This window comes from Solirubrobacter soli DSM 22325, from assembly GCF_000423665.1.
In the GTDB taxonomy this organism is placed as follows: Bacteria; Actinomycetota; Thermoleophilia; order Solirubrobacterales; family Solirubrobacteraceae; genus Solirubrobacter; species Solirubrobacter soli.
The window spans coordinates 370,905-397,056 of record NZ_KE384069.1; the positions used below are offsets into that span (position 1 = coordinate 370,905).

Below are 26,152 nucleotides of genomic sequence, written 5' to 3' on the forward strand. Positions count from 1 at the left end.
GCCAGTGTATGTGAAGAAGTTGTTATCGCCTGGCGTGCTGCTCCACCGCCGCGACGCTCCCCACGAAGCGCTCCAGTTCCTCAGGCGCGATTCCGTAGGTGTGCTCGGGCGCCGGGAACTTGCGCGTGCGGACCTCCTCGGCGTAGGCCTCGACGCCGCGCAGCATCTCTTCCTTGACCGCCGCGAAGCGCTTCGCGAACTTCGGCTGGAAGTCGTCGTGGATCGCGAGCAGGTCGTGCAGGACGAGCACCTGTCCGTCCGTGCTCGGCCCGGCGCCGATCCCGATGATCGGGATCTCGAGGTGAGGCATCATCACGTCGGTGACCGCGGCGGGGATCGCCTCGAAGACGATGCTGAAGCAGCCCGCCTCCTGCAGTGCCAGCGCGTCGTCGAAGACCTGCTTCGCGCGCGCCGCGGTGCGGCCCTGCGCGCGGTAGCCGCCGAGCATCGTCGCGGTCTGCGGCGTCAACCCGATGTGACCCATGACCGGCACGCCCGCCCGCACGATCGCCCGCGCGCGGTCCGCTGACGCCCCGCCGCCCTCGAGCTTGACGGCGTCGCACCCGGCCTCCTTGACGAAGCGGTGCGCCGTCTCGATCGCCTGCGAGTCGCTCGCCTCATAGGAGCCGAACGGGAGGTCACCGACGAGCATCGGCGCCTTCAGGCCGCGCCGTACGGCGCGGGTGAGCATCAGCAGTTCCTCGACCGTCACCGGCACGGTGTCCGGGTAGCCGAGCACGTTGTTGGCGGCGCTGTCGCCCACGAGGACGACGTCGACGCCCGCCTGCTCGACGACGAGCGCGCTCGGGTGGTCGTAGGCGGTGATCATCACGATCGGCTCGCCCAAGGCCCGCATCTCCGCGAGCTTGGTGAGGGTCACGCGCTTGCGCTGCTGATCCTTCGGGGGGCTGGACATCTCGCTCCTTTGGATGGTTGACGCCGGCTCAGCCGGTCGCCACCGGGACGGGTTCGAGGACGATGTTGTCGATCAGGCGGACGGGCCCGACCTGCGCGGCGATCGCGACCAGCGTGCGGGCGGAGACCGTGCGCAGAGGGGCGAAGGTGAGGGGGTCGACGATCGCGAGGTATTCGGGCTGAAGGTCGCCGACCTCGGCGAGGGCGGCGTCCCGGATCGCGTCGGTGTCGCGTTCGCCTGCGGCCACGACGGCCGCCGCGGCGTTCAACGCCTTCGACAGCCCGAGTGCCCGGGCGCGATCTTCGGGCGAGAGGCGGACGTTGCGGCTCGAGAGCGCCAGGCCGTCCGGCTCGCGGACGGTGGGGAGGACCTCGATGCGCGCCGGCATGTCGAGATCGCGCACCATCCGCTTGACCACGGCGACCTGCTGCGCGTCCTTCTGGCCGAAGTAGGCGACGTCCGGCCCGACGATGTTGAGCAGCTTGTTGACCACCGTGCAGACCCCGGCGAAGTGCCCAGGCCCTCGCTCGGCGCCTTCATAGACCTCGCTCAGCCCGTTCACCTGCACGGTCGTGGCGAAGCCATCGGGGTAGATCTCGCTCACGGGTGGGGCGAAGAGGACGTCGACGCCCAGGTCAGCCGCCTCGGCGGCATCGTTGGCCTCGGTGCGCGGGTAGGCGGCGAGATCGTGGGTGTCGTTGAACTGCGCCGGGTTGACGAACAGCGAGACGACGACCGAGTCCTGCTCCTCGCGCGCCGCGCGCATCAGCGAGTGATGACCGGCGTGGAAGGCGCCCATCGTCGGCACGAGGCCGACGGAGCGTCCCTCGGCGCGCACGTTGCCGAGCCAGGCGCGCATCTCTGCGACGGTGCGGATCGTCCTCATACCCAGGTCCTTCTACCCGCCACGGCGCGGGTGACCTCGACCAACTCGGTCCAGACCGGGAGGAGCTCCGGGGTCCGCTCGGTGATCGCGGCGCGATGGCGCTCGATCGTGCCCTCGTCGCCACGGGCGATCGGGCCCGTCAGCGCCGCCTCCGGCCCCAGCTCGGCCCATTGGTGGGCGGTCGCGAGCACCAGCGGGGCGAGCTGCCTTCGGCTGATGCCCGCCGTGGCGGCCAGCCGTTCCGCACAGGCCTCGAGGGCGACGAGGAAGTTCGAGGCGATCGCGCCCGCCGCGTGGTAGGCGGCGCGGTCCTCGGCCGCGACGTGGGTGGCGATCATGCCCAGGTGCCCGGCGAGGGCGTTGGCCGTGTTCAGCGCGCGCTCCGTGGTCCCGTCGACCGCCGCGCCCGCGCCGCGCAGCACGTCGGGCGTGCTCCCGGTCGGGACGGACATCAGCGGGTGCAGGGAGAACCCTTCGCGCTCGAACACGTCGAGGCCGGTGGCGCCGCTGCAGTGCCCGACCAGCGGGCCGGCGGGGACGTTGCGGGCGGCCTCGGCGATCGCGCCGTCCGGGACCGTGAGCAGCACGACCTCCGCGGTCGCGGGGATCGGCTCGCCGCGCTTGAGCGCAGGGCCGTCCGAGAGCGCCGCGGCGAGCACCGTGCCGAGACGCCCAGCGCCGACGACGGTGCAGGCAGGCAGGGTGTGGGGGCTCTTCGGGTCCAGTTCTCGCATCGAGATACCGGCTCGCCGATCATCGTATCCCGCAGATTGCGAGAACAGGGGAAGGATCCGCCGTCACCGGCGGTAGTTTGACCACATGTCCAGCGCTTCGGAACGGCGCGAGGAGCTCAAGGCCGTCTGGGAGCAGGCGCGCGGCTGCCAGCGCTGCCCGCAGCTCGCGAGCACGCGCAACACGGTCGTCTTCGGCTCGGGCAACGCCGACGCCGACCTGATGTTCGTGGGCGAGGCGCCGGGAGCGAACGAGGACCGCCAGGGCCTGCCGTTCGTCGGCCAGGCGGGGCGGCTGCTCGACCAGCTGCTCTCCGAGATCGGCCTGACGCGCAAGGACGTGTTCGTCGCGAACGTCCTGAAGTGCCGCCCGCCGGGAAATCGCGACCCGCTGCCGCAGGAGATCGACTCCTGCCAGGACTACCTGTTCCGCCAGCTCGAGCTGATCGAGCCGAAGGTCGTCTGCACGCTCGGGAACTTCGCGACCAAGCTGCTGCGCGAGGACATGACCGGGATCACGCGTCTGCACGGGCGTGACGAGCTGCGCCTCGTCGGCCCACGGGTCGTGCGGCTGTACCCGCTCTTCCATCCCGCCGCCGCGCTCTACACGCCGGCGATGCTGGCGACGCTGCGCGGCGACTTCCAGCGCATCCCGGAGCTGCTCGCCAAGCCCGCGCCCGAGCAGCCGGAGCCCGAGCCGCCCATCATCGAAGCGCCTGAGCCCGAGCCCGAGCTGGTGCTCGTCCCGCCGGACGATCCGGACGTCGAGCAGCTCGGTCTGTTCTAGGTTCTAGCCCTCCATGAAGCCAGAGACCTGGGCCATCGTGGGTGGCCGGCCGGACCGCGTGCCCGGCGCACCCTTGAACACTCCGCTCGTTCCCGCATCGAACTTCGTGCTGGGAACGGAGCGCCTCTACAGCCGCACGGAGGCGACCGACACCTGGGAGGCCTTCGAGGACGTCCTCGGCGGCCTCGAGGGCGGCCACGCCGTGTCGTTCTCCTCCGGCATGGCGGCGTGCAACGCGGTCCTCTCGCAGTTGCCGACCGGCGCGCACCTCGTGATCCCCGACGACTGCTACCAGGGCGTCGCGGGCATCGCCGAGGCGGGCGCCCGCGACCATCAGTGGAAGGTCGAGCGGGTCCCCGCGCCCGACACCGACACGTGGAAGGCGAAGCTGCTCGAGGCCGACATGGTCTGGCTCGAGTCGCCGACGAACCCGCTGCTCGACGTCGCCGACGTGGAGGCGATCTGCGCCGCTCCGCGCCGCGACGGCACGCGGGTGGTCGTGGACAACACGTTCGCCACGCCGCTCCTGCAGCAGCCGCTGAGGCTCGGCGCCGACGTCGTCATCCACGCGGCGACGAAGTTCCTCGGCGGGCACTCCGACCTGCTGATGGGCGCCGCCGTCGCCAAGGACGAGGCGCAGCGCGAGCTCCTGATCACCGCACGCAAGCTCTACGGCGCGACGCCGGGCGTGCTCGAGGCCTTCCTCGCCACCCGCGGCGTCCGCACGCTGCCCGTGCGCCTGAAGACCGCGGTCGCGACGGCGATCGAGCTCGTGCAGCGGCTCGAGGACCACCCGGCCGTCCAGCGCGTCCGCTACCCGGGGTTCGGCGCGGTCGTCAGCTTCGAGCTCGCCGACGCCGAGACCGTCGACCGCACCTGCGCGGCGATCAAGGTCATCTGGAACGCGACGAGCCTCGGCGGCGTCGAGACGACGATGGAGCGCCGCAGCGTCCACCCGGGCCAGGAGCACATCCCGGACGGCCTGATCCGCATGAGCGTGGGCTGCGAGGACGTCGAGGATCTCTGGGCCGACCTCGAGCAGGCCCTGGCCGCCTAAGCCGCTTCGCTCTGCGCGGCGCGGGCCGCGGCGTGCTCGTCGACCGTGATCGCGTAGCGCTCGTGGTCGCGCCACTGGCCGCCGATCAGCAGGTAGCGCGGGGAGAAGCCCTCGAGGCGGAACCCCGCGCCCCGGGCGAGCGCGATCGAGGGGGCGTTTCCGGGCTGGATGTTGGCCTCGATGCGGTGCAGGCCGAGGGCGCCGAAGGCGTGGTCGAGCACCTGGTCGAGCGCCTCGCGCATCAGCCCCTGGCCCGCGAAGCGCTCGTGGGCGTAGTAGCCCAGGTACGCGGACTGGAACGCGCCGCGGACGATCTGGGAGATCGTGAAGATGCCCGCGATCGCGCCAGTCTCGATGTGGATCGCGAGCAGACAGAGGAAGTCCTCGCGGCGCGACCGGCCGTAGAGCTCGTCGAACTGGTCCGCCCGCTCGGGCGGGTAGGTCCAGGGACGGTGCAGGCGGCGGCTCTCGCGCGCCAACGCCAGGAACTCCTGGCGATCGTCGCGGGTGAGGACGCGAAGAGCGATCCGCGCGCCGGGCGGCGGGTCGGGCGGAACCATGTCAGAGGGGCGGACGGCTTCGTCCGGGCGGCGACGGAGGACGGGGCGCTTCATGGCGTGAAGGAGAAATCAAAGCAGCGGATACCCTCGCGCGCCATGACCAGGGCCGTGATCGACGGACGGGCGGCCGTGCGGCCGGAGCTGGGCGGGGTGGAGCGCTGGGCGCGGGAGCTGTGCGCGCGGCTGCCCTACCGGACGCTCGCGCCGCCGCCGGCGCTCTCGCACCGTGCCGGTCACGCCTGGGAGCAGTTCGTGCTGCCGGTCCGCAGCGCGCGGGCGGACGCGCTGCTGTGCCCCGCGAACCTGGCGCCCGTCGCCGCCCGCAACGCGGTCGTCATCCTCCACGACGCCGCGCCGCTGCGTCATCCCGGCTGGTACAGCGGCCTCTACGCGGCCTGGCAGCGCCGGCTGCTCCCGTTGATCGCTCGCCGTGCCAGGACCGTGATCACGGTGTCGCCGTTCTCGCGGAACGAGCTCAAGGAATTGTTGAACGTCGAGGCCGAGGTGGTGTACGGCGGGGTCGACCCGCGGTTCACGCCGGAGGCCGCGACGCAGCGGGCGCGCCCGTATGTGCTGTGCGTCGCCTCGCACACGGCGCGCAAGAACCTGCGCGCGCTCGTGCCGGCGGCTCACGCGCTGCGCCGCGACGGGATCGACCTCGTCATCGCCGGCGGTCACCGCCCGCAGTTCACCGCCGAATCCGGCCTCGACGGCCTGACGCTCCTCGGCCACGTCACCGAGCAGGAGCTCCCGGGCCTCTACGCGGGCGCCGAGGCGTTCGTGCTCCCGTCGCTCTACGAAGGGTTCGGCCTGCCGGTGCTCGAGGCGATGGCGAGCGGCACCCCGGTCATCGCCGCGAACACGACCGCGCTCCCGGACACCGCGGGCGGCGCCGCGCGGCTCTCGGAGCCCGACCCGGGAGCGCTCCGCGAAGCGCTCCTGGACGTCCTGGGCGACTCGGCGCAGCGAGAACGGCTCCGTACCGCGGGCCTGCGGCGCGCCCGCGAGTTCACGTGGGAGCGGACCGCCCGCGAGGTCGACGCGATCGTCAGGAGGTAGCCATCACGCGCCGCAGCGGCGCGGGAAGGTGCAGCGTGTGCAGGCGGGGCTCCGGAGCCGGCTCGGTCTCCGACACCCGCTCCTCCGCCACGACGGCGTGCGCCGCCTGTACTACGCGCGGGTCGAACCGCGTGCCGGCGGCGTTCTCGAGCTCGATCAGCGCCTCGGCGTGCGAGAGCGCCGGGCCGCCCTTGGCGGTCAGGGCGCTCCATGTGTCCGCCACCGCGACGATCCGCGACGTGACGGGCGTGACCGGCCCACGCAGGCCCGCGGGACCGCCGCCGCCGTTCCACCACTCGCCCACGTGCCCGGCCTCCCACGACGCGCGGGAGGGATCGCGGATCGTCTGGCGGGCGTAGGCGATCGGGTCGCCGGCGTCCGCGCGGCGCTCGAACGCGAGCTGCGCGACCCGCGCGAGATGGCGCCGCTCGCTCCGGTCCAGCCCGAGGTGCAGCGCGAGCGCGTGCGAGTAGCGGCGCGTCGCGGTCAGCGGGTCGAGGCGAGCGACCGGCCGCGTGCGCGCGGCATAGGTCAGCAGCGACTGCGGGAGTACCGCGATCACTGCGAACACGGCGAGGGCGGCGACGCCGATCGGGCCGACCAGCAGCACGGTGAACGCGGCCAGGAAGACCATCACCATCGCCGTCGGCATCGTGTCGAAGAACATCCGCGGCAGCTGCGCGACCGGCAGGCCGTGGTGCAGCGGGAGGAACAGGCCCGGGCCGATCGAGAAGTTCACGAAGCACATGACCACCCCGGCGAGCACGAGCCAGGGCAGCGCGTCAGCGTCGAGACCAGCGACGCCTGCGGCGGCGAGCAGCGAGGAGGCGGCGACGGCCTCCCAGCCGTAGCCGGCGACGTTCGCCATGTTGCCCGCGCGGAGGATCTTCTCGCCGCGCACGATCCCCGCGACCGCGATCGGCACGACGTCCACCAGCAGCGCCGGGACCGGGCCGAGCACGGCAAGCGTGATCAGCGCCAGCGGCAAACCGGCATCGAACCTCGCTCCACCGGGCAAAGGAACTTCATTGAAGTCCGCGATCACGGCCAGTGCGATCAGCACGAGCAGCAGCCCAGGGCGGCTCCAGTCCGAGGACGGTGCCAGCCAGACCAGGGCGGGCACGAGCGCAGCCAGGGCGAACCCATGGATCGCCAGGGCGTAGCTACGTCGTGAACAGAGCTTCGACACGGTTCGTGAGCAAGCGTATACACAGCAGAGGCGGGACGCCCATGCCGATGGATGAGTTCAGCGCAGAGTTGTCTGCGGCGCGACACATGGCGCTCACACCTTCCAGTGGCTCATGACACCCCCCTCTGTCGCGATCCCCTGATGCTCGGTAAAACGTCTTGGCGCAAGGTACTCAACGGAGTCCCGTGACTGGTCCGCGCCTGAGTACGCGTGCGGACAACACGGCCGCCACAGCGGCCGGGACCACCCCGCCGAGGGCGCAGGCGGCGCCGAACCACAGCCCGGCCGCGGCCCCGGACTCCTCCGACAGCGCCCCGGCGACCGCCGCTCCGAAGGCGAGACCGCCGTTGTTGGCCGTCACCAGCCATGCGAACGTCCGCGTCCCCGACCCCGCCGGCGTGAGCTGGTTCGCCAGCAGGTAGGCGGTGGCGAACAGCGCGCCCAGCAGCGCGCCCGGCACGAGCAGCGACGCGGCGAGCAGCGCGAGCGAGCCGGTGGCGGTCGCCGTCAGCGCCACGCCGCCCGCCAGCAGCGCCATCAGCACCACGACCCGCCGGGCGGGCGGTCCGCGCCACGCGCGCCGGCCGGCGAGCAGGCTGCCCGCGACGGTCGCGACCGCCATGCCCGCGAGCAGCACGCCCGCCGCGCTGAAGTGGCCGAGCGCGCGGGTCGCCGCCGGCAGCGAGATGTCGATCGCGCCCAGCGCCGCGGCCGTCAGGGCGAGCGCGACGTAGAGCAGCCAGAGCGCCGCCGGCAGCGCGACCCGGCCCGCGGCCCCGGACTCCGTCGCCACATGGTCGGGCACCCACGTCGCCGCGGCGACCGTGCCCACCAGCAGCACCGCCGCCGCGATCGCGAGCCCGGCCTCGGGGGAGAGCAGCCCGGCGCACAGCGCCACGAGCAGCGGGGCGAAGATCACCGCCGCCTCCTCGCCCGCCGAGTCCAGCGCGAACGTCCGCTGCAGCAGATCCCCGCGCCCGTGGAGCGAGCGACCGTAGGCGGCGCGGGTGAACGGGCCCAGCGGCGGGGCGAGGAGCCCGACGAGCCCGCTCAGCGCCGCGAGGACCGCCGCCGGAGCCCTGGCAGCGCTCGCCACCACGAGCGCCCACGACGCGCCCGCGCACGCGAGCGCGAAGACGGTCAGCGCCTTCGGGCCGATGCGGTCCACGATCCGCCCGCGTGCGGGCGCCAGCGCGCTGGCGACCGAGAACGCCGCGATCAGCGCTCCCGCCTTCCCCGCCGAGCCGGCGAGGAAGATCAGCCCGAGCGGGAGCATCAAGAACCCCACGCGCCCCGCGAGCGACGCCGCGAGCAGTCGCCGGAGCGTTCGTTCCGCTAAGACAGCGCGATACCCGTCTCGCCCCCGCACGAGGGCTGCAGCGTATTCGTGTCAGCGGCAGCGTCGTGCGTCGCCTGACTGCTTCGCGCAGCCCTGCAAGCGACGTGCCAAACGCGTGAACGTGCCGAGCGATGGCGCGCTGACGAGGGAATCGCCACGCAGGCGCCGCAGGCCCGAGAAGTCGAAGGCGCTGTCGGTGATTCCCTCGTGGGAGAGCCACGTGTACCAGTACACCCGCCCGATGCGCAGCGACTTGCGCTCGTCGGCGAGCATCGGCAGCCCTTTGTCGAGCCGCGACGCCTGGCCCTGGTCGGTCGTCTCGAAGTCGTGGTGCTGGACGGTCTTGCCCTGCGCGGCGGGCCACGAGAGCTCGGTGACCCAGATCGGCAGCTTGCCGTCCTTGCGGCGCTCCATCAGGCGACGGACGATCTTGACGATCCGGACGACGTTCTTCGGCTGGCCCGTATAGGGATGCAGCGTGACGACGTCGAACGAGCGCCGCGCGCCCGCGTCGTACATGGCGGCCAGCGCCTTCCAGCTCTCGTTGGGCAAGCCCGCGAGGACCGTCTGCGAGCCCGGGTCGGCGGCTTTGAGCGCCTTGTGCGCGCGCTTGAGCATCGCGACGTAGGACGGCGCCCAAGGCGCGACGTTCCAATAGCGCGTCAGGTTCGGCTCGTTCCAGATCTGCCACGAGCGCACAGGTTGGGGAGTGACCTCGGGATGAGTGACCCATAACGACCCATTCGGTCCATATCGCGAGACCAGCGCGTTCAGGAAACGGGCGAAGTCTTCATTGTCGCGCGGCGGAGACCCTGGGTCATAGGGGTTTTTGGCCGCCCAAAGGGGCGTACCTTGCACAACCGGTAGCACGTCGAGACCACGCTGTGCGGCCATCAGGAAGATCTGGTCGGTCGCCGTGAAGTTCAGATCCCCGGGACCCGTAGGTTGCACCTGGTACCAGTACACGGCCGCGCGCACCGACTCCGCGCCGCTGCCGGCCAGCAGATCCCACTCGCTGGGGGCCTGGGCGAACGAGGGGTCGGTCATCGGGCCGTCGACGACGACGCCGAGCCAGCCGCGGGGCACCTCACGGCGCGCGGCATCGGCCGTCGTGGGCAGGACGAGGGCGCAGACCAGCGCGATCAGCACAAGGCGGTGCATTGGTACGTAGGATGCCGCGCCGATGCCCCGCGTTGCGTTGATCCACGATTTTCTGCTCGATCTGCGAGGGGCAGAGCGCGTCTTTGCGGCGATCTGCGACGCGTATCCCGACGCCGACGTGTTCACCGCGGTCTATGACCCGGTCGGCACCGAGGGGCGGTTCGCGGCGCGCGATCCGCAGGCGTCCTTCCTGCAGAAGCTGCGACCGACGTCGCGGACGTTCCGCCCGCTGCTGCCGATGTACCCGCACGCGATCGAGTCGCTGGACCTGCGCGGCTACGACGTCGTCATCTCCTCCTCGTCGGCCTGGGCGCACGGTGTGCTCGTCGATCCGGGCGCGACGCACGTCTGTTACTGCCACAACCCGTTCCGCTACGCGTGGAGCGAGCGCGAGGCGACGCTCGCGGCGCGCAACTTCGTGACCCGCCCGCCGCTGCGGGCGCTGCTGTCGCGCTGGCGCCAGTGGGACTGGATCGCGGCGCAGCGAGTCGATGCCTACATCGCCAACTCGGCGGTCACCCAGGCGCGGATCCGGCGCTACTTCGGGCGCGAGTCGACGATCCTGCATCCCCCGGTGGAGCTCTCGCGGTTCTCTATAGGCCCGGTCGGCGCGCACTACCTGGTGCTGGCGGAGCTGATGGCGCACAAGCGGATCGATGTCGCGATCCGGGCGTTCAACGCGCTCGGGCTGCCGCTGGTGGTCGTGGGGGATGGGCCGGAGTGGCGTTCGTTGCGGCGGCTCGCGGGGCCGACGGTCCGTCTGACCGGCCGGCTGTCCGACAGCGATGTCGCCGACCTGCTGCGTTCTTCGCGCGCATTGATCGTCACCGCCGAGGAGGAGTTCGGGATCGCGGCGGTCGAGTCGCTCGCGTCCGGCCGGCCGGTGATCGGGCTGCGCGCGGGCGGCGTGCTCGAGACCGTGACCGCCGGCCGGACGGGGTGGTTCTACGACGACGCGGACGATCCGGAGTCGCTCGCTTCGGCGGTGCGGGCCTTCGACATCGAGGCAATCCGCGCAAGCGATTGCGTCAGCGACGCGAGACGCTTCGGAGTCGAACCCTTCCAAGAGCAGCTACGCGCCATCGTTGCGGCGGCCAGCGGGCGTTCGCCTCGCGCTACAGAGCGTCCGTTGGGCGGTCTATTACCGCGCAGAACGTCACGCAGGGGCGCCGAATCCATGAAGCTTCGTTAAATCTCGCGCGTCACGGGAACAATTTCCGTAACCCCGTGACATGATTCGGGTTGTCTGTTGTGCGCGGGCCACGCCTGCGCGCGCTCAGTTCGTCGCTTGGGTCACAAGCTTAGCGGCGGCCTGAGGTCTCTCTGGGGGACATCCGGTGAATCGATACGGGTGTCCAACCTTGCAGGACCGCCGCCGGGTACCGGCGAAATCGTCAGGGCCCTCGGCGGGGTGGTTGCAAGATCAACGAGTTATGCCTATAATACCTACTGGATCAGTAGGACTTGAGACTTCGAGCGAAGGACCCCAAAACGAGCACTATCACCGACACCCCACGCCGCCGCACCGAGACCGAGCACGAGGTCGACCCGACTCTCGACTCGCTCCAGCTGCTCCTGCGTGAGGCTGGCCGGTACCCCCTGCTCAAGCCGAGTGAGGAGATCGAACTCGCCAAGCGGATCGAGCGTGGGGACCTGGCAGCCAAGGAACGAATGATCAACTCCAACCTCCGCCTGGTGGTCGCGAACGCGCGCCGCTATCAGGGCCAGGGCCTCGCCCTCGGCGACCTGATCCAGGAGGGGATGCTGGGGCTGATCCGCGCGGTCGAGAAGTTCGACTGGCGCAAGGGCTTCCGCTTCTCCACGTACGCGACCCTCTGGATCCGTCAGGCGATCCAGCGCGGGCTGGAGAACACGAGCCGCACCATCCGCCTTCCCGTGCATGTTGCGCAGCGCTCCCGCAAGGTCGGGCGCATCGAGCGCGAGCTCACGACGAAGCTCGGCCACGAGCCTTCCGACGAGGAGATCGCCTCGGCTGCCGACCTGCCGCTGGAGGACGTCATCGAGATCCGCAAGGCCGACCGCGCTGTGGTCAGCCTCGACAAGCCCGTGGGCGACGACGGCGACACCGCCTTCGGCGACCTGCTGGCGATCGAGACGCCCGCCGTGGACGAGGAAGTCCACGAGGCGCTGAAGTCCGAGACCCTTCTCACCGCCATCGCCGAGCTCCCCGAGCCCGAGCGTGACGTGATCGAGATGCGTTTCGGCGCCGGCGACCGCGAGCCGCAGACCCTGTCGCAGGCTGGTCGCAAGCTCGGTGTCAGCACCGAGCGGGCGCGCCAGATCGAGGAGCGCGCCCTGAAGCGCCTCTCGCAGCGCCCGGAGCTCATCGCTCTGCGCGAAGCCGCCTAGGCCTCAGCCGGATAGCAACACCTTCGAGAGCGCGCCCAATTGGGCGCGCTCTCGGTCGTTGTGGGGGGCTTTCGCCAGTGTCCTGGTCGCGAACGTGAGCAGCTGGGCCGCGTCGTCGCGTCGTCTCGCACCGGTTCCGAGCTGGTTGCCGATCACGTCTCGCCGCTGCCGCGCCAGCAGCTCGAACGGCTCGGTCTGGAGGCTGTGCCGGCCCGTGTGGGTGAGCTCGATGTCGGGGTGGAAGATCGTCTTGATCCCTTGTGCCCGCGCCCTGAGGCAGAGGTCCATGTCCTCGGCGAACAGGTGAATGCTCGGGTCGAAGGGGCCGAGGTGCCTGAGCGTCTGCGTGGGTGCCGCCAGCGCCGCGGCGATCGCCCAGCCGACCGTGCGCGGCGTCGTCGCGGTGTGCGGTGTCGCCCGCGCGGGCGCTCGCGGCGAGATCGCCGGCACGAACGCACCCCATGTGCCCGGCAGTGCATGGACGCTCCGCTGCATGGTTCCGTCCTCGTTGTTGAGGCGAGGGGCGTGCAGCCCGGGCTGCTGCGCTCGTTGGGCGAGGGCGTGTGGCGAGCCGATGATGTCGGGGTTGAGCAGGACGGTGACGGGCTGCGTGACGTGCGTGAGCGCCTCGTTGTTGGCTGCGCCGAACCCGGGGTTGTCGCGCCGCTCGATCACCCGCGCGCCGTGCCGTTGGGCGATTTGCGCCCCGCCGTCGTCGGGCCCGGTGTCGACGACGATCAGCTGGTCGGGCGCGATCGTCGGCAGCAGCCGCTCGAGGTGCGCACGGCTGCGGTGCAGGACTACGACGACGGCATAGCCCGGCATATCGCCTCCTCGAGCCTGCGGGTCGAGGTGCGCACGTCGAAGTGCTCCTCCGCGCGGCGGCGGGCCCGCGCGCCCGCCTGCGGGTCGGCAAGCGCGCGCTCGATCCCGTCGGCTGCCGCGGCCGCGTCGCCGGGCGGGTACAGGCCCTCGGCCAGGATCTCCCTCGGGCCGCCGGCGTTCGGCGCGACGACCGGGCGGCCGGCCGCGAGCGCCTCGACCAGCACCATCCCGTAGGGCTCCTCGTCAGCGCAGTGCAGCAGCACGTGGTGCTCGGCGAGCGCCTGCGGGACGTCGTCGATCGGGCCGGCGATCGTCACGTTCGGGCCGGCTTCGGCCCTCAGTCTCCGCTCCAGCCCACCATCGTCGCCGGGCAGGGTCGTCCCGGCGATCGTCACGTGGGCCTCCGGAAGTCGCTTCGCGATCTCCAGCGCGAGCTCGGGACGCTTCCACGCGACCAGCGCGCCGAGCACGAGCACCTTCGGCGGCCCGTCCGGACGCGGTCGCGGGGTGAAGCGGTCCAGGTCGACGCCCGGATGCAGGACGGTGACGCGCTTCCCGATCTGTCTCGCGATCGCCTGCGAGGCTGCCGCGACCCCGTTCGCGTCCTTCGACGCCGCCTTCACCACCGCGCGGATCGCCCGGCCGGGCAGCAGATCGTGGTGCACGGCGAGCCACGGCCGGCTCTCCAACCGCGCCGCGAGCACCGCTCGCGCACCCCACGCGACCACGAACTCGGGCTTCAGCCGGCGGATGTCCCTCGCCAATGCGGCCACGCCGGCCATGTGCGCAAGACCGACCTTGAGCGGCCGCTCGGCGACGCCCGCATGCGCGATGCCCGCCTCTCGCAGCGCGTCCGCGAGCGGCCCGTCCGGACACGCGACGACGAGCGGCCGCTCGATTCGCGTCACCGCGTCGAGCAACACCCGCTCAGCGCCCCCGAGCAGTCCGGAATACGAGACGAACAACAGGTCCGGGCCGGCCATCGGCGCTCAGGATGGCGATCGCCGAGAAGAAACGCGGTCAGACCCCACCCGCGCATGAAACTCGTGTTTGTGCGGTTTTCTGCCGTTTTCCGCGTGTTTGAACTCGCGCGAGGGGTGCGCGCACGCGCCGTAGCCACGCCGCCCGCCCGGCCGCGCCGCCTGCCCGGCCGCGCCGCCCGCCCGGCCGCGCCGCCCGCCCGGCCGCGCCGCCCGCCCGGCCGCGCCGTCCGCCCGGGCCGCGCCGCGTCCGCCCGGGTCGCACGGTGCCCGCCCGGCCGCACGGCGCCCGCCCGGGCCGCGCCGCGCCCGCCCGGCCGCGCCGCGCCCGTCCGGCGGCGTCGCGCCCGTCCGGCGGCGTCGCGCCCGTCCGGCGGCGTCGCGCCCGTCCGGCGGCGTCGCGCCCGCCCGCACCGCGCCCGCCTCGGCCACACGCCCCGCGCCGCCCCGCGCGGCCCCGCGCCGCCCCGCGCCGCCCCGCGCCGCGCCGGCCTCCGCGCGGCCCGCCCCGGCGTCGTCGTCTCCGGCCCGGACTAGCATCGCGGCCCATGGCTCCCCGCGGCACTCCCGGCCTGCGCGTCAGGACCGCGCGCGGCGGCGCGGTCAACGCGGCGTTCCTGTCCGGGGCGGAGCTGCTGGTCCTCGGGCAGAACCTGCTCGCGACGGCGCTGCTGGGGCCGGGGCTGATCGGTCTGTACGGGATCGTGACCACGACGGCGATGACGATCGTCGCGCTGCGGCGGGTGGGGATCGACGAGGCCTTCGTCCAGACGGAAGCCGACGACGAGGAGGCCGAGTTCCAGCGGGCGCTGACGGTCGAGCTCGCGCTCGGGCTCGCGGGGGCGCTCGCGGTCGCGGCGCTCGCCCCGGTGCTCGCGGCGGCGTATGACGACGACCGGCTGCTCGGCCTCACGCTGGCGGTGACCTACCTGCCGGTGGCGTTCGCGCTCCAGGCGCCGCAGTGGGTCTTCTTCAAGCGCATGGAGTACGTGCGGCTGCGGACGCTGCAGGTGATCGTGCCGCTCGGGACCGTGATCGTCACCGTCCCGCTCCTGCTCGCCGGGGTCGAGGTGTGGGCGCTCGTGATCGGGCCGTTCTGCGGGAACATGGCGGCGATCGCCGCCGCCTGGCGGGCTTCGCCGTACCGCTTCCGGCTGCGCGTGGACCGCGAGGCCGCCCGTCGCTACCTGCGGTTCAGCTGGCCCGTGTTCGTCACCGCCGCGGTCGGGCTGCTGGTCGCGCAGGCGCAGATCGCCGTGTTCGGGCTCGACGACGGCCTGGCGGCCGCGGGTTGGATCACGCTCGCCGCGACCCTGACCCGCTACGCCGACCGCGCCGACCAGATCCTCGCCACCACGATCTACCCCGCGATCGTCCGCGTCCGCGAGCGCGGCGAGGTGCTCGAGGAGCTGTTCGCCAAGGCCAACCGCCTGACGCTGATGTGGGCGTTCCCCTTCGGCGCGGGGCTCGCGCTGTTCGGGGCGGACCTGATCGTGTTCGTCCTCGGCGACGACTGGCGCGGCGCGATCGTCCTGCTCGGCGGGATGGCGATCGCGGTGGCGCTGCAGCAGGTCGGCTACAGCTGGTTCGCGTTCTACCGGGCCCGGGGTGAGTCGTGGCCGCAGGCGGTCGAGTCCGCCGTCTTCGGCATCTCGTTCGCCGTGTTCGCCGTGCCGGGCGCGCTGCTCGGCGGGTCGTGGGGCTTCGTCGCGGGCCGCGTCGGCTGCACCGCGTGCGTGCTCGCCGTGCGCCACGTGTACGTCCGCCGCCTCCTGCCCGGCGTCCGGCTCTGGGCGCTCGCGCTGCGCGCCGCGGTGCCCGTGCTGCTGGCGTCGGCGCCTGTGCTCGCGGTGCGCTTCGCGCTCTGGGGCGGGGAGCGGAGCCTCGCGCAGGCGTTGGGGGAGCTCGCGCTCTGGCTCGGCGGCCTCGCCTTGGCCACGCACCGGCTGGAGAGCGGTCTGCTCGCCGAGCTGCGTGGCTACCTGCGGGCAGGCGCGGCGGCGTGATCTCGACCGCGCCGGCCGAGACGTCGCGCGCCTCGCGGCTGAGCCTCCCGCTCGTCCTCTGGCTCGCGGCCGCGGCGATCTCCGGCTTCACCGCACGCCGCTTCCTGGGCCCACTCGACGAGGGCATCTTGATGCAGGCGGCGACCCGCATGGCCGACGGCCAATGGCCGTGGCGCGACTTCGGCTGGTCCTACGGCCCCGGCGAGCCGCTCGTGGTGATGGCGCTCGGCAAGCTCTTCGGCCCGTCGCTGCTGTGGTGGCGCCTCCTGCGGGTGATCGCCGACGCCACGGCCGCACTGCTCGTCTTCCTGCTCGTCCGCGACCGGCAGGAACGCTGGGCGCTGCCCGCCTGGGCCGCGGCCGCCGTCACCGCTGCCCAGCCGACCAGCGCGAACCCCACGGCGCCCGCGCTGGTCTTCGCCCTCGGCGCCCTGCTCGCCGCCACGCGCGGCCGTCCTGGTTGGGCGGGCGCGTTGGCGGCCGCCGCGGCCTTCTGGCGCCCCGATGTGGGCGCGATCGCGGCCCTGGCCGCGGCGGCGACGCTCTTCGTCGACGGGAGGAGCGACCGAGCGCGGCGCGGCGCGTGGGTGTCGCGCCCGGGCGGGCTCGCATCGCGACGCGCGGCCTCCCGGAGCGCCGCCATCACGCTCGCCGTCGCCGAGCTCGTCCTCCTCGTTCTCTACGCGCCGTTCCTCGGTGTCGCCGGCCCGCACCGCGTGTGGGACGCGCTCGTCGTGCAGGCGACCCGCGACGGCGAGTGGTGGCGGCTGCCGTTCGGGTTCCAGGGCGGCGACGTCAAGGACTTCGTCACGTGGCTGTTGCCGTTCGCGGCCGTGGCCACCATCGCGCTGGCGGCCAAGCGCGCGGTGGGGCTCGCTGTCCTCGGCGCCGGGGCGGTGGTCTACTTCGCCAGCCGCGCGGACCTCGAGCACGCGCAGGGACTGCTGATCGTCGCCGCGGCGGCCGCTCCCTTCGCGAGGCCGCGCGCGGTCGGCGTCGCGATGCTCGCGCTGCTGCTCGCGGTGGGCGTCGCCAACCGCGCCTCCGCGCTGCTGCGGTCGCCGGACCTCGAGGCGTTCCGCGGCGTGTCCGTGCCGCCGCGCGAGGCGGAGTCGCTCCCACGCCTGATCGCCGACGTGCGGCGCCGCGTTGCGCCCGGCGACCCGATCTACGTCGCGCCGCTGCGGTCGGACCTCGTCTCGTTCTCCAACCCGCTCCTGTACTACCTCGTTGGCCGTCCCAACGTGTTGCGTCGCGACGTGCTGCTGCAGGCCAAGCCGGACGAGCAGGCCGCGATCGTCCGCAGGCTGCAGGCGACGCGGCCGAGGGTGATCGTGCGCTGGGTCGCGCCGGAGTCGGCCAAGCCGGAGCCCAACCGCCGCGGGCGGCCGAGCGGCTCGCGAGCGCTCGACCAGTACATCGACGCCACGTACCGCGAGGCCGCGCGCTACGGCGACTACGTCGTGCTGGTGCCGCGATAATGCGCGGCGTGCGCATCGTCCTGATCGTCGCGGCGCTGCTCGCCGGCGCCTGGCTCGTCACGCAGACCCGCGCCGCGCGCGCGGAGAACGACTTGACGAAGATCGCGTTCGAGAACGGGCGCGGGGACAGCGCGGCGCTGCTGTCCGCCGACCGCTGGCTGAACCCCGACCGCCGCGCCGACCTGTTCGAGGGCGTGATCCTCGGCCGGGCGGGCGACTACCGCGGCGCGGTCGCCGCGATCCAGCGGGTCACGACCGCGGAGCCGGAGAACATCGAGGCATGGGGCCTGCTCGCCTCGGCGGCCAAGCGCACCGACCCGCGGCTCGCCGCGCAGGCCGCGGCGACCGCGCGCCGCCTCGCGCCGCCGGTCCGCTAACGCTCGACGGGCTCGCGCGCCGGCTCGACGACCCGGTCGACCAGGTACAGCGGCCGCCGCAGCGTCTGCTCGTGCACGCGGGCCAGATAGCGGCCGAGGATGCCGACCGAGATCAGCTGGACACCCCCGAGGAACAGCAGCGTGATCAGCGTCCAGACGCCGAGGCTCGCCGTGACCCAGCCGAAGATCGTGCACAACAGCAGCACGAACGCGGCAGCGCCGGCGATCGCCGCCGTGCCCATGCCGATGATGGAGGCGACCGCCAGGGGGACGTCGCTGAACGCCGCCATCGCCTCGGCGGCGAGCCGGAAGAGCGAGCGATATGAGGCGCCACGGCCGTTCAAGCGACCCGCGCGCCGGTACTCGACCGGCACCTGCTCGAACCCGACCCACGCGACCATGCCGCGCAGGAAGCGGCGGCGCTCCGGCATTGTGCGCACGACGTCGACGACGCGGCGCGACATCAACCGGAAGTCGCCCGCCTGGCCCTGGTAGGGGACGCGGGCGAGCCGTTCCATCAGCTTGTAGAACGCGGTCGCGAGCAGGCGCTTGTGCCACGGCTCGTCGCGGCCGATCCGCCGGGCGTAGACGACGTCTGCGCCGTCGCGCGCGATGCGCAACATGTCCGGCAGCAGTTCCGGCGGATCCTGGAGGTCCGCGTGGACGAGTGCGACGTAATCGCCACGGGCGTGGTCGATTCCGGCCGACATCGCCACTTCCATGCCGAAATTGCGCGAGAGTTTGACCAGCACGGCGGTGCCGGTCTCCTCGCCGAGGCGCTCGATGATCGATACGGAGTCGTCCGTAGAGCCGTCGTCGACATATACGACCTCATACGTCGTATCGCGTAGCGCGGCGCCGATGCGCCGATGCAGCTCCTTCAGGCCCTCCTGCTCGTTGAGCACGGGCACGACAACTGAGACGTCCACCGGACCGGATCGTATGCTCCGCGGCCCGTGTCAGCCACCGCCACGCTTCGCCGGCGGCCGTCGCTTGCCGCCGCGGCGCTCTACGCGGTGCTCGCACTGCTGTTCGTCGCACCCTCGCTCGTCCCCGGCCGGACGCTCGCGTCAACCGACGTGCTGTGGTCGATCACGCCCTGGACCGCGGACCGCCCGGACGGCGTGCGCGACCTCGGGGCGAACTGGGAGATGGCCGACGCGGTCGCGCAGTTCCAGCCGTTTCTCGCCTACACCCGCGAGCGGCTGCCCGACATCCCGCTCTGGAACCCGTACATCGAAGGCGGGCGGCCGTTCAACGCCAACATGCAGTCGGCGATCTTCTCGCCGTTCTCGTGGCCGGCGTACCTGCTGCCGTTCTGGTGGTCGCTGGGACTGATCGGGGCGCTGAAGCTGTGGGTGCCGGCGTTCGGGACGTTCCTGCTGGCGCGGCGGCTGGGGCAATCGGTCGGCGGCGCGCTGCTGGCAGGCGTCGTCGCCGGGTTCGGGCTCTTTCATGTCGTGTGGCTCGCGTGGCCGCTGTCGAGCGTGTGGGCGTGGCTGCCGTGGGTGCTCCTGTGCACCGACCACGTGGTGCGCGGGCCGACGCGCCGCAACGTCGCCGCGCTGGCGCTCGTCGTCGCGCTCCAGTACTTCGGCGGGCATCCCGAGACGAGCTTCCATGTGCTCGCCGCGGCGTTCCTGTTCGCGCTGCTGCGCGGACCGCGGCGGGTGCTCTGGTTCCTCGGCGGCGTCGCGGCGGGGACGGCGCTGGCGGCGATCGTGCTGGTTCCGTTCATCGAGCGGCTCGCGCACTCGTCCGATCTGGCGAATCGCGCCGGGCGGGAGCACGCGCATACGCCGCTGCGGTTCGGGCTCGCGCTGGCGCTGCCGGACTACTGGGGGCGGCCGACGCAGCTCGAGTCGCAGCCCTTCATCGTCACCCGCGCCTTCTATGCCGGGGCGTTGCCGCTGATGCTGGCGGGGGTCGCGCTGCTGCGTCCGACGCGCGAGCGCGTATGGATCGCGGTCGCGGGCGCGGTCGCGCTGGCGGTCGTCCTCGGCGTCCAGCCGTTCTTCTTCGTGGCCAACCACGTGCCCGGGTTCGCGCAGGCGCACAACACGCGGCTGGCGATCGTCACCCTGCTCTGCATCGCGCTGCTGGCGGGGTGGGGGCTCGACACGACCGCGCCGCGTTTGCGCGCGCTCGTCGTCGCGGTGGCGGTGCTGCCGGTCGTCGCCGGGCTCATACGCGCCGGTGCGTATCCCGCGTATGAGGCGCTGAAGGTCGCGTGGGGCTTCGCCACACCACGCGATATCGACGTCCTTCCGCTCGCTTCAGTGCTCATCTGGATCCCATTTGCCGCACTCGGCGTTGCACTTCTGTGGCAAAGACCGCGCTGGCTCGTGCCGGCCGTGATCGCGGTGACCGCGCTCGACCTGGCGCGGGCGGGGATGGGGCAGAACCCGGCGATCCCCGTATCGCACGCGGTCACGCCGCGCACCGGGGCGATGGCGGCGATCGGCGACGAGCGCTTCGTCGCGGTCGGCGGCTCGAACGCCGGGATCACCCCGCTCACGGCGAACGTGGGGATGCGCTACGGGCTGCGCGACGCACGCGGCTACGACTACCCGACCGACAAGCGCTACGACGACCTGTGGCGGCGCGCGGTCACGAAGCCCGACCCGCTCGGGTTCACCTTGCCGAGCACGATCGCGAACGCGTCGCCCACTGCCTTGCGTGCGCTGGGTTTGCTGGCAGTGTCCCGGGTGATGAGCGATCGCCCGCTGCCGCTCCCCGAGGTCTATTCGGGCCAGGATGCGCGTGTCTACGCGAATCCGGACGCCGCGCCGCGGGCGTTCGTGGTCGGCGAGGAGGCCGTCGGCGATCAACTCGCGACCGTGACCGCGCCGGGCTTCGATCCCCGCCGGACCGCGGCGGTCTCGGCGCCGCTGGGCGTGCGCGGGACCGGCAGCGCGCGGATCGTGCGCGACGAGGACGAGCGCGTCGTCATCCGGGCGAACGCGGACGATCGCGCCCTGCTCGTGCTCGCCGACACCTGGTTCCCGGGGTGGAAGGCGTCGGTCGACGGCCGCGAGGCGCCGGTCGTACGCACGGATCAGCTGCTGCGCGGCGTCGTCATCGGCGCGGGCGCCCACACGGTCGAGTTCAAGTACGCGCCCGCGAGCTGGCGGGTGGGGTGGATCGTGTCGCTCGTGACGGCGCTCGCGTTGCTCGGATTGGCGTGGCGTCGATGACGAACTTCCGCGCGTGCCTGGCGTTCCTGGCGCTGGCGCTGCTGTTCGTCTCGCCCGCGCTCGTGCCGGGCAAGGTGCTCTCGAACTCGGACATGCTCTGGTTCCAGGCGCCGTGGGCGGCGTCGAAGCCGGCGGGGCTCGAGCGCGCGGCGAATCCGGAGCTCGGCGACGCCCCGCAGCAGATGCAGCCGTTCCTGCGCGAGGTCAAGCGCAACCTGCCGGACATCCCGCTCTGGAACCCGTGGATCACGACGGGGCGCCCGCTCCACGCCGATGCGCAGTCCGCGATCTTCTCGCCCTTCAACTGGATCGCGTACGTGATGGACGAGTGGCGGGCGTTGGCGCTGATCGCGGCGCTGAAGCTGTGGGTGGCGGCGTTCGGGATGTTCCTGTTGGCGCGGGCGCTGTCGATGCGCTGGCCGGGAGCGGGCGTCGCGGGCGTGGTCTACGGCTTCTCGCTGTGGATGGTCACGTGGATCTCGTATCCGCACGCGAGCGTCTGGGCGTTCGTGCCGTGGGCGCTGCTGGCGGCCGAGGGCGTGCTGCGGCGACCCGACCCGCGGCGAACGGCGCTGCTCGCCCTGGTCATCGGGTTGCAGTTCCTGTGCGGGCATCCGGAGTCGAGCTTCCACCTGATCGTGGCGGTGCTCGTCTGGTGCGCGCTGCGGCTGCGGGGGAGCCCGTCGTGGCGGCGCGCCGCGCTCGGCGTCCTGGGTGGCCTGGTGTGGGGCGCGGCGCTCGCGGCGCTGGTGTTGTTCCCGGTCGCCGAGCTGGTCCTGCGCTCCGCGGATCTCTCGCAGCGCGCCGGCGAGGCGAAGGGGATCAAGACGCCGCTGAAGTTCGCCCTCGGCGTGATGGTCCCGTTCTACTGGGGCAAGCCGACCCAGACGCCGATCGACTTCTTCCTACTGGCACGCGCGTTCTACGGCGGCGCGCTGCCGCTGATGCTGGCGATCGTCGCCCTCCGCACTCCGACGCGCGAACGCGTGGCGACGGCCGTCGTCGGCGCCGTCTCCATGTGCGTCGTCCTGGGGATTCCGCCGGTGTTCTGGGTCGTTTCGCGCCTGCCCGTGTTCTCCAGCGGCCACAACACGCGCCTTGCGGTGCTGTATCTGCTGTGTCTGGCGCTGTTGGCGGGGTGGGGGCTGGACGATCTCGTGCGTCGCGGCGTGAATCGACGCGTGTTGGCGATCGCGGGCGCCGTAGCGGTCGCACCGGTCCTCTACACGGTCGTGCGTAGCCGCTCGTCGTGGGACCTCGTCGGAGATTCGCTGGCGGTCGTCTTCGGGTTCGATCGCGCGCCGGGGCTCGCCGATCCGACGGTGGGCGGGATCGTGCGCGGCGCCGCGACGCTCCAGTGGGTCGTGGTCGCGGGGGTGTCGGTCGCCGTGCTGGCGTTCCTGCGTGGGCGTGCGTTGGCGATCGGCGCGCTGGTGCTCGTCGCCGCCGACCTCGCGTGGGTCGGCGTCGGCTACAACCCGGCGATCGATCGCGCGGTCGCCGTCCAGCCCGCGACGGGAGCGATCCGCGAGTTGCAGCGCGCCGCTCCGGAGCGCTTCGTGACCGTCGGGGATCTGGCGCAGAACGCGATCCCGATGGACTACAAGATCCCTGAGGCCCGCGGCTACGACCTGCCGGTCGAGGAGCGCTTCGACAAGCTCTGGAGGGCGAAACTCTCCCCGGAGTTCCCGTCTCAGGTGGGTCCGCTGCCGGCGTTCATCCCGCTCACGCTGCCGAAGCTCGACGAGGAGCGGCTGCGGATCCTGTCGTTCCTGGGCGTCAGCCGGGTCCTGCAGTCGCCCACGGAGCCGAAGCTGGACGTCGAGGGCCTGCGGCTCGTGTACGACCGCCCGGATGCGCGGATCTACGCCAACGACGCCGCGCTGCCGCGAGCGTTCGTCGTGGGCGCGCAGCGGCGTGTCGACGATGCCTACCGCGAGGTCACGTCCGAGGCGTTCGACGCGGGCTCGGCCGCCCTGGTCGAATCCGGCCGGTCGGAGGGGAGCCCAGGCCTCGCCGGCCCCGCGCAGATCCTGCACACGGCGAACGACCGCCAGGTCGTCGAGATCCGCACCACCCGCCCGGGCATCCTCGTGGTCACCGACTCCTGGGCGCCGGGCTGGCACGCGGTCATGGGCGGGGAGGAGCTGAAGGTCGATCGCGTCGACTACCTCTACCGCGGCGTCCGGGTCCCCGCGGGCACCCACATCGTCGAGTTCACCTACCGGCCGCTGAGCTGGCGGATCGGCTGGATCGTCTCGCTCGCGGCGTTCGCCGCGCTGCTCGTCGTCCTGCTCCTGTGGCGGCCGGTCGAGGAGCGCGAGGAGTGACGCGGCGGGGCGGCGCCGCGCGGGGCGGGGCGGGCGTGGAGGCCGGCGGCGCGGCGGGCGCGATGGGCGGCGGCGGTGCGGCGGGCGCGATGGGCGGCGGCGGTGCGGCGGGCGCGATGGGCGGCGGCGGTGCGGTGGGCGCGGCCGGCGAAGACGCCGCCCGCGGCGCGGCCGGCGGCGGCGTGGAGGCCGGGCGACGGCGCGAGCTCGACGGCGTGCGCGCGATCGCGGCGCTGCTCGTGCTCGTCTTTCACGCCGTCGGGTTCTGGGCACGGGGGTCGGGGGAGGACGCGTGGGCGCGGCCGTGGGTGGGGCGGCTCGACGTCGGCGTCGCGGTCTTCTTCCTGCTGTCCGGCTACCTGCTCTACGGGGTGTTCCTGCGCGGGCGGATACGCGTCGGTGCGTATGCGATACGCAGATTCGCGCGGATCGTGCCGGCGTATTGGGTCGCGCTGACGGTCGCGGCGATCGTGCTGCCGCTGCACGAGGTGTGGCGGGATCTCCCGCTCTTCTACGGGTTTGCGCAGGTCTACGGGAAGTCGACGGCGGGTGAGGGGCTCGGCCAGGCGTGGACGCTGTGCGTCGAGGTGCTGTTCTACGCGTTCCTTCCGCTGTGGGCGCTGGTGCTCGTCAAATCGCGCGCGTTGTGGCCGTTGGTGGCTCTTTTTTGCGCGAGCATTGCGTACAAAGTGCTGATTCTCAGCACTTTCGACGGGCCTGTGGGTCCGCTCGAGCCGGCGCTGATCGCGCTGCCGGCGTTCCTGGACTGGTTCGCGCTCGGCATGGGGGTGGCGCTGCTCGAGGCACGCGGCGTGCGGTTCTCCAAGCCGTGGGCGTGGGCGCTCGCCGCGACCACGCTCTACGTCATCTCGTGTATCTCGCTCTGGAACGAGCGACTCGACGCGTATTCGCACTCACAGTGGCTGATCCGTCACGGCTCGTACGCGGCGATCGCGCTCTGCGTGCTGGCCGCGGGCGTGGCGGGCGCGCCCGCCCTGCGGTGGCGGCCGCTGGTGTGGCTCGGCGAGATCTCCTACGGCCTCTACCTCTACCACCTGCTCGTGCTCGCGCTGCTCTCGCGGTGGGGGCTGATCGCGTGGGAGCGCTACGTCCACCCATACGTCCTCTGGACCGCGTTCGCCCTCGCCGGGTCGGTGCTGTGCGCCGCGCTCAGCTGGCGTCTGGTCGAGCGTCCGGCGTGGCGAGCCGCGCGGCGAGTGTCAGCGCCACGAGCGTCAGCGCCGGCATCTCCCAGTCCCAGTCCAGCCCTGCGTGAATCGCGAACACCGCCAGCGCCCCGATAGCCCCGGCCGCCTCCGGTGACCGCCGCGCCATCGACACGATCCCGGCGATGAACGCGACGAGCGCGAGCAGTCCCACGAGCCCGAGCTCGGCGGCGGTCTCGATGTAGAGCGAGTGGGCGTCGCGAACGGTCTCGTCGATCGTCCGCTCGCGCAGCCACACCGTCCGGAACGACCCCGACCCGCCGCCCTGCAGCGGCGAGTCCGCGAACTCGTTCACGGCGACCCGCCAGTACTCGTACCGATTGGACTGCGCCGACACGAGCCGCGACGGATCGGCCCCCTGCGCCGGCCCCGACCCGGTCCGTTCGACCCGCGTGACCGCGATCCCGGTCACGGCGAGCGCGAGCACGAGCGCGCCGACCGCCGCCCGGCGCAGTGGGGGGAGAAGGGGAGCGGCGTCGGCCGGCGAGGGGGCGGGAGGCGTGGGCGCGGCGTCGGCCGGCGAGGGGGCGCGAGGCGTGGGCGCGGCGTCGGCCGGCGAGGGGGCGCGAGGCGTGGGCGCGGCGTCGGCCGGCGAGGGGGCGGGAGGCGTGGGCGCGGCGTCGGCCGGCGAGGGGGCGCGAGGCGTGGGCGCGGCGTCGGCCGGCGAGGGGGCGGGAGGTGTGGGCGCGGCGTCGGCCGGCGAGGGGGCGGGAGGTGTGGGCGCGGCCTCGCCCGGCGAGGGGGCGGGACCAGTGGGCGCGGCGTCGCGCGACGGTCCCGGGGTGGCAGGCGGCGCGAGCCACCACGCCGCCGCGGCCAGCACCGCCAGCGCGGCGATCATCACCGCGCCCTGCGTCGCGCTCCCGCCCGGCGCCTCGACGGCTGAGAGCGGGATGGTCGCGAGGGCGGCGAGGATCGCCGCGCCTCCCGCGACCGCCGCGCGGCGGAGTTGCCCGACCGTCGGCGTGAGGGCCACCAGCACGGCGAGGCCGGCGGCCGTCGCGCCGAGCGCACCGCGCGAGAACGTCAGGTAGCACGCGAGGCCGAGGATCGGTGAGGTGGCGAGTGCGGCGCGGGACGGGACCCACGCGGCGAGCACGAGGCCCATGCCCGTCAGTGCGCCCATCGCGTTCCAGTACGTCAGCGGCCAGGCGAGGCGGTCGTCGGCGGACGGGAGCGCGTCGAGCGAGAAGACGCCCGGAAGCAGCCGCTCGGACAGGCCGTAGAGCGCGGCGGCGACGATTCCCGCGAGCAGGACCGGCTCGACGAGCCGGCGCACCTCGGGCGGCTGCAAGACCGCCACGGCGGCGATGAACGCGAACAGGTAGAGCAGCAGGCGCTGGAAGTCGTCCGACGCGCCGCCGGCGATCGGGGCCCAGAGGATCGACAGGCCCGTCCAGGCGGTCAACGCGGCGAGCCCGCCGGCCGCGAGCCATGCCGACCGCGGGACCGGCCGTTCGTCACGCACGGCGACGACGACCACGAGCGCGCACGCGACGACCCCCGCCACCAGCCGCGGGACGTCGAAGTACCCGCCCTTGGCGAACGCGAGGACGGCCGGGCCGAGCAGCACCGGCGCCGCGAGAACGAGGTCGAACCGGCGCATGAAGTCCGCCACCGTACCCGGCCGGGTGGGCGGACCGACGCCGCCGAGCGCGAGGAGAGTCGGTTTCGT

The 26,152-nt window shown here is 72.9% G+C and carries 22 protein-coding genes and 1 pseudogene; 12 read left to right on the forward strand and 11 right to left on the reverse strand.

The window, feature by feature from the left end:
- Positions 1–22 precede the first annotated feature (22 nt).
- Genes panB through G569_RS0131265 form a run of 3 tightly spaced genes read right to left on the reverse strand, consistent with a single transcriptional unit; the run spans position 23 to position 2,536 of the window.
- A complete protein-coding gene (gene panB, locus G569_RS0131255; RefSeq protein ID WP_028066332.1) occupies positions 23–916 on the reverse strand; it encodes a 3-methyl-2-oxobutanoate hydroxymethyltransferase in 894 nt (297 codons plus the stop codon).
- Between the two features lie 28 nt (positions 917–944).
- Complete coding sequence (gene panC, locus G569_RS0131260; protein WP_028066333.1) at positions 945–1,802, reverse strand: pantoate--beta-alanine ligase; 858 nt, start codon at positions 1,800–1,802, stop codon at positions 945–947.
- Positions 1,799–2,536 (reverse strand): DUF2520 domain-containing protein, encoded by a 738-nt coding sequence (locus tag G569_RS0131265; RefSeq protein WP_053227238.1) that lies wholly within the window; start codon positions 2,534–2,536, stop codon positions 1,799–1,801. Before G569_RS0131265 ends, panC begins: the two co-directional genes overlap by 4 nt.
- An 85-nt stretch (positions 2,537–2,621) precedes the next feature.
- On the opposite strand from G569_RS0131265, the gene G569_RS53110 reads away from it, so the two are divergent.
- Together G569_RS53110 and G569_RS0131275 are read left to right on the forward strand one after the other, a co-directional pair.
- Positions 2,622–3,320, forward strand: a complete 699-nt coding sequence (locus G569_RS53110) for a uracil-DNA glycosylase (RefSeq protein ID WP_053227239.1) — start codon at positions 2,622–2,624, stop codon at positions 3,318–3,320.
- A gap of 13 nt (positions 3,321–3,333) precedes the next feature.
- Complete coding sequence (locus G569_RS0131275; RefSeq protein ID WP_028066335.1) at positions 3,334–4,377, forward strand: trans-sulfuration enzyme family protein; 1,044 nt, start codon at positions 3,334–3,336, stop codon at positions 4,375–4,377.
- Here the strand turns inward: G569_RS0131275 and G569_RS0131280 are convergent.
- Positions 4,374–4,991 (reverse strand): GNAT family N-acetyltransferase, encoded by a 618-nt coding sequence (locus tag G569_RS0131280; protein WP_084285830.1) that lies wholly within the window; start codon positions 4,989–4,991, stop codon positions 4,374–4,376. The genes G569_RS0131275 and G569_RS0131280 overlap by 4 nt on opposite strands.
- A gap of 42 nt (positions 4,992–5,033) precedes the next feature.
- Between G569_RS0131280 and G569_RS53115 the strand changes: the two genes are divergently transcribed.
- Entirely contained in the window at positions 5,034–5,996 is a 963-nt protein-coding gene (locus G569_RS53115) for a glycosyltransferase family 4 protein (RefSeq protein ID WP_053227240.1), read from the forward strand.
- Here the strand turns inward: G569_RS53115 and G569_RS0131290 are convergent.
- The 3 genes from G569_RS0131290 to G569_RS0131300 form a co-directional block, all read right to left on the reverse strand.
- Positions 5,986–7,185 (reverse strand): HD domain-containing phosphohydrolase, encoded by a 1,200-nt coding sequence (locus G569_RS0131290; RefSeq protein WP_157592443.1) that lies wholly within the window; start codon positions 7,183–7,185, stop codon positions 5,986–5,988. The genes G569_RS53115 and G569_RS0131290 overlap by 11 nt on opposite strands.
- Before the next feature lie 172 nt (positions 7,186–7,357).
- On the reverse strand, positions 7,358–8,461 hold the full coding sequence (locus tag G569_RS0131295; RefSeq protein WP_157592444.1) for an MFS transporter: 1,104 nt from the start codon (positions 8,459–8,461) through the stop codon (positions 7,358–7,360).
- 114 nt (positions 8,462–8,575) lie between these two features.
- Positions 8,576–9,673, reverse strand: coding sequence for a cellulase family glycosylhydrolase (locus G569_RS0131300; RefSeq protein WP_028066339.1), 1,098 nt, complete (start codon positions 9,671–9,673; stop codon positions 8,576–8,578).
- Positions 9,674–9,707: 34 nt separating this feature from the next.
- Between G569_RS0131300 and G569_RS53120 the strand changes: the two genes are divergently transcribed.
- Both G569_RS53120 and G569_RS53125 read left to right on the forward strand, forming a co-directional pair.
- Positions 9,708–10,877 (forward strand): glycosyltransferase, encoded by a 1,170-nt coding sequence (locus tag G569_RS53120; RefSeq protein ID WP_084285831.1) that lies wholly within the window; start codon positions 9,708–9,710, stop codon positions 10,875–10,877.
- A gap of 272 nt (positions 10,878–11,149) precedes the next feature.
- Entirely contained in the window at positions 11,150–12,055 is a 906-nt protein-coding gene (locus G569_RS53125; RefSeq protein ID WP_053227242.1) for a sigma-70 family RNA polymerase sigma factor, read from the forward strand.
- 3 nt (positions 12,056–12,058) lie between these two features.
- Here G569_RS53125 and G569_RS0131315 read toward each other — a convergent pair whose 3' ends face one another.
- Positions 12,059–12,880 carry a glycosyltransferase family 2 protein gene (locus G569_RS0131315; protein WP_028066340.1) on the reverse strand — a complete coding sequence of 274 codons (822 nt, stop codon included), beginning with the start codon at positions 12,878–12,880 and terminating at the stop codon, positions 12,059–12,061.
- Entirely contained in the window at positions 12,856–13,863 is a 1,008-nt protein-coding gene (locus G569_RS0131320) for a glycosyltransferase (RefSeq protein ID WP_028066341.1), read from the reverse strand. The genes G569_RS0131315 and G569_RS0131320 overlap by 25 nt, the downstream gene beginning before the upstream one ends.
- A 93-nt stretch (positions 13,864–13,956) precedes the next feature.
- Between G569_RS0131320 and G569_RS63195 the strand changes: the two genes are divergently transcribed.
- Genes G569_RS63195 through G569_RS0131335 form a run of 4 tightly spaced genes read left to right on the forward strand, consistent with a single transcriptional unit; the run spans position 13,957 to position 17,724 of the window.
- Complete coding sequence (locus G569_RS63195; protein ID WP_157592445.1) at positions 13,957–14,397, forward strand: hypothetical protein; 441 nt, start codon at positions 13,957–13,959, stop codon at positions 14,395–14,397.
- Between the two features lie 11 nt (positions 14,398–14,408).
- On the forward strand, positions 14,409–15,866 hold the full coding sequence (locus tag G569_RS0131325; RefSeq protein WP_028066342.1) for an oligosaccharide flippase family protein: 1,458 nt from the start codon (positions 14,409–14,411) through the stop codon (positions 15,864–15,866).
- Positions 15,863–17,347 (forward strand): hypothetical protein, encoded by a 1,485-nt coding sequence (locus G569_RS0131330; RefSeq protein WP_028066343.1) that lies wholly within the window; start codon positions 15,863–15,865, stop codon positions 17,345–17,347. Before G569_RS0131325 ends, G569_RS0131330 begins: the two co-directional genes overlap by 4 nt.
- An 8-nt stretch (positions 17,348–17,355) precedes the next feature.
- Positions 17,356–17,724: a hypothetical protein gene (locus G569_RS0131335; RefSeq protein ID WP_157592446.1), complete on the forward strand. Its 369-nt coding sequence runs from the start codon at positions 17,356–17,358 to the stop codon at positions 17,722–17,724.
- On the opposite strand, the gene G569_RS53130 is transcribed toward G569_RS0131335, so the two are convergent.
- Positions 17,721–18,653 (reverse strand): glycosyltransferase family 2 protein, encoded by a 933-nt coding sequence (locus G569_RS53130; RefSeq protein ID WP_053227243.1) that lies wholly within the window; start codon positions 18,651–18,653, stop codon positions 17,721–17,723. The genes G569_RS0131335 and G569_RS53130 overlap by 4 nt on opposite strands.
- Positions 18,654–18,680: 27 nt before the next feature.
- On the opposite strand from G569_RS53130, the gene G569_RS0131345 reads away from it, so the two are divergent.
- The 3 genes and pseudogenes from G569_RS0131345 to G569_RS65655 all read left to right on the forward strand — a co-directional run.
- The gene (locus G569_RS0131345; protein WP_028066345.1) at positions 18,681–20,921 is read left to right on the forward strand and encodes a YfhO family protein; all 2,241 of its coding nucleotides are present in this window, start codon (positions 18,681–18,683) and stop codon (positions 20,919–20,921) included.
- Complete coding sequence (locus tag G569_RS0131350) at positions 20,918–23,251, forward strand: glycosyltransferase family protein (protein ID WP_157592447.1); 2,334 nt, start codon at positions 20,918–20,920, stop codon at positions 23,249–23,251. Before G569_RS0131345 ends, G569_RS0131350 begins: the two co-directional genes overlap by 4 nt.
- A 116-nt stretch (positions 23,252–23,367) precedes the next feature.
- Positions 23,368–24,366 (forward strand): annotated as a pseudogene (locus tag G569_RS65655) (acyltransferase family protein); the annotation flags it as partial.
- Positions 24,367–24,421: 55 nt separating this feature from the next.
- Here the strand turns inward: G569_RS65655 and G569_RS0131360 are convergent.
- Positions 24,422–26,083, reverse strand: coding sequence for an O-antigen ligase family protein (locus G569_RS0131360; protein WP_157592448.1), 1,662 nt, complete (start codon positions 26,081–26,083; stop codon positions 24,422–24,424).
- Between the last annotated feature and the right edge of the window lie 69 nt (positions 26,084–26,152).

Excerpts from the sequence above, each read along its gene's own strand:
- panB (WP_028066332.1), bottom strand. The coding sequence starts at position 916 with ATGTCCAGCCCCCCGAAGGATCAGCAGCGCAAGCGCGTGACCCTCACC.
- panC (WP_028066333.1), bottom strand. The coding sequence starts at position 1,802 with ATGAGGACGATCCGCACCGTCGCAGAGATGCGCGCCTGGCTCGGCAAC.
- G569_RS0131265 (WP_053227238.1), bottom strand. The coding sequence starts at position 2,536 with ATGCGAGAACTGGACCCGAAGAGCCCCCACACCCTGCCTGCCTGCACC.
- G569_RS53110 (WP_053227239.1), top strand. The coding sequence starts at position 2,622 with ATGTCCAGCGCTTCGGAACGGCGCGAGGAGCTCAAGGCCGTCTGGGAG.
- G569_RS0131275 (WP_028066335.1), top strand. The coding sequence starts at position 3,334 with ATGAAGCCAGAGACCTGGGCCATCGTGGGTGGCCGGCCGGACCGCGTG.
- G569_RS0131280 (WP_084285830.1), bottom strand. The coding sequence starts at position 4,991 with ATGAAGCGCCCCGTCCTCCGTCGCCGCCCGGACGAAGCCGTCCGCCCC.
- G569_RS53115 (WP_053227240.1), top strand. The coding sequence starts at position 5,034 with ATGACCAGGGCCGTGATCGACGGACGGGCGGCCGTGCGGCCGGAGCTG.
- G569_RS0131295 (WP_157592444.1), bottom strand. The coding sequence starts at position 8,461 with ATGCTCCCGCTCGGGCTGATCTTCCTCGCCGGCTCGGCGGGGAAGGCG.
- G569_RS53120 (WP_084285831.1), top strand. The coding sequence starts at position 9,708 with ATGCCCCGCGTTGCGTTGATCCACGATTTTCTGCTCGATCTGCGAGGG.
- G569_RS0131315 (WP_028066340.1), bottom strand. The coding sequence starts at position 12,880 with ATGCCGGGCTATGCCGTCGTCGTAGTCCTGCACCGCAGCCGTGCGCAC.
- G569_RS0131320 (WP_028066341.1), bottom strand. The coding sequence starts at position 13,863 with ATGGCCGGCCCGGACCTGTTGTTCGTCTCGTATTCCGGACTGCTCGGG.
- G569_RS0131325 (WP_028066342.1), top strand. The coding sequence starts at position 14,409 with ATGGCTCCCCGCGGCACTCCCGGCCTGCGCGTCAGGACCGCGCGCGGC.
- G569_RS0131350 (WP_157592447.1), top strand. The coding sequence starts at position 20,918 with ATGACGAACTTCCGCGCGTGCCTGGCGTTCCTGGCGCTGGCGCTGCTG.
- G569_RS0131360 (WP_157592448.1), bottom strand. The coding sequence starts at position 26,083 with ATGCGCCGGTTCGACCTCGTTCTCGCGGCGCCGGTGCTGCTCGGCCCG.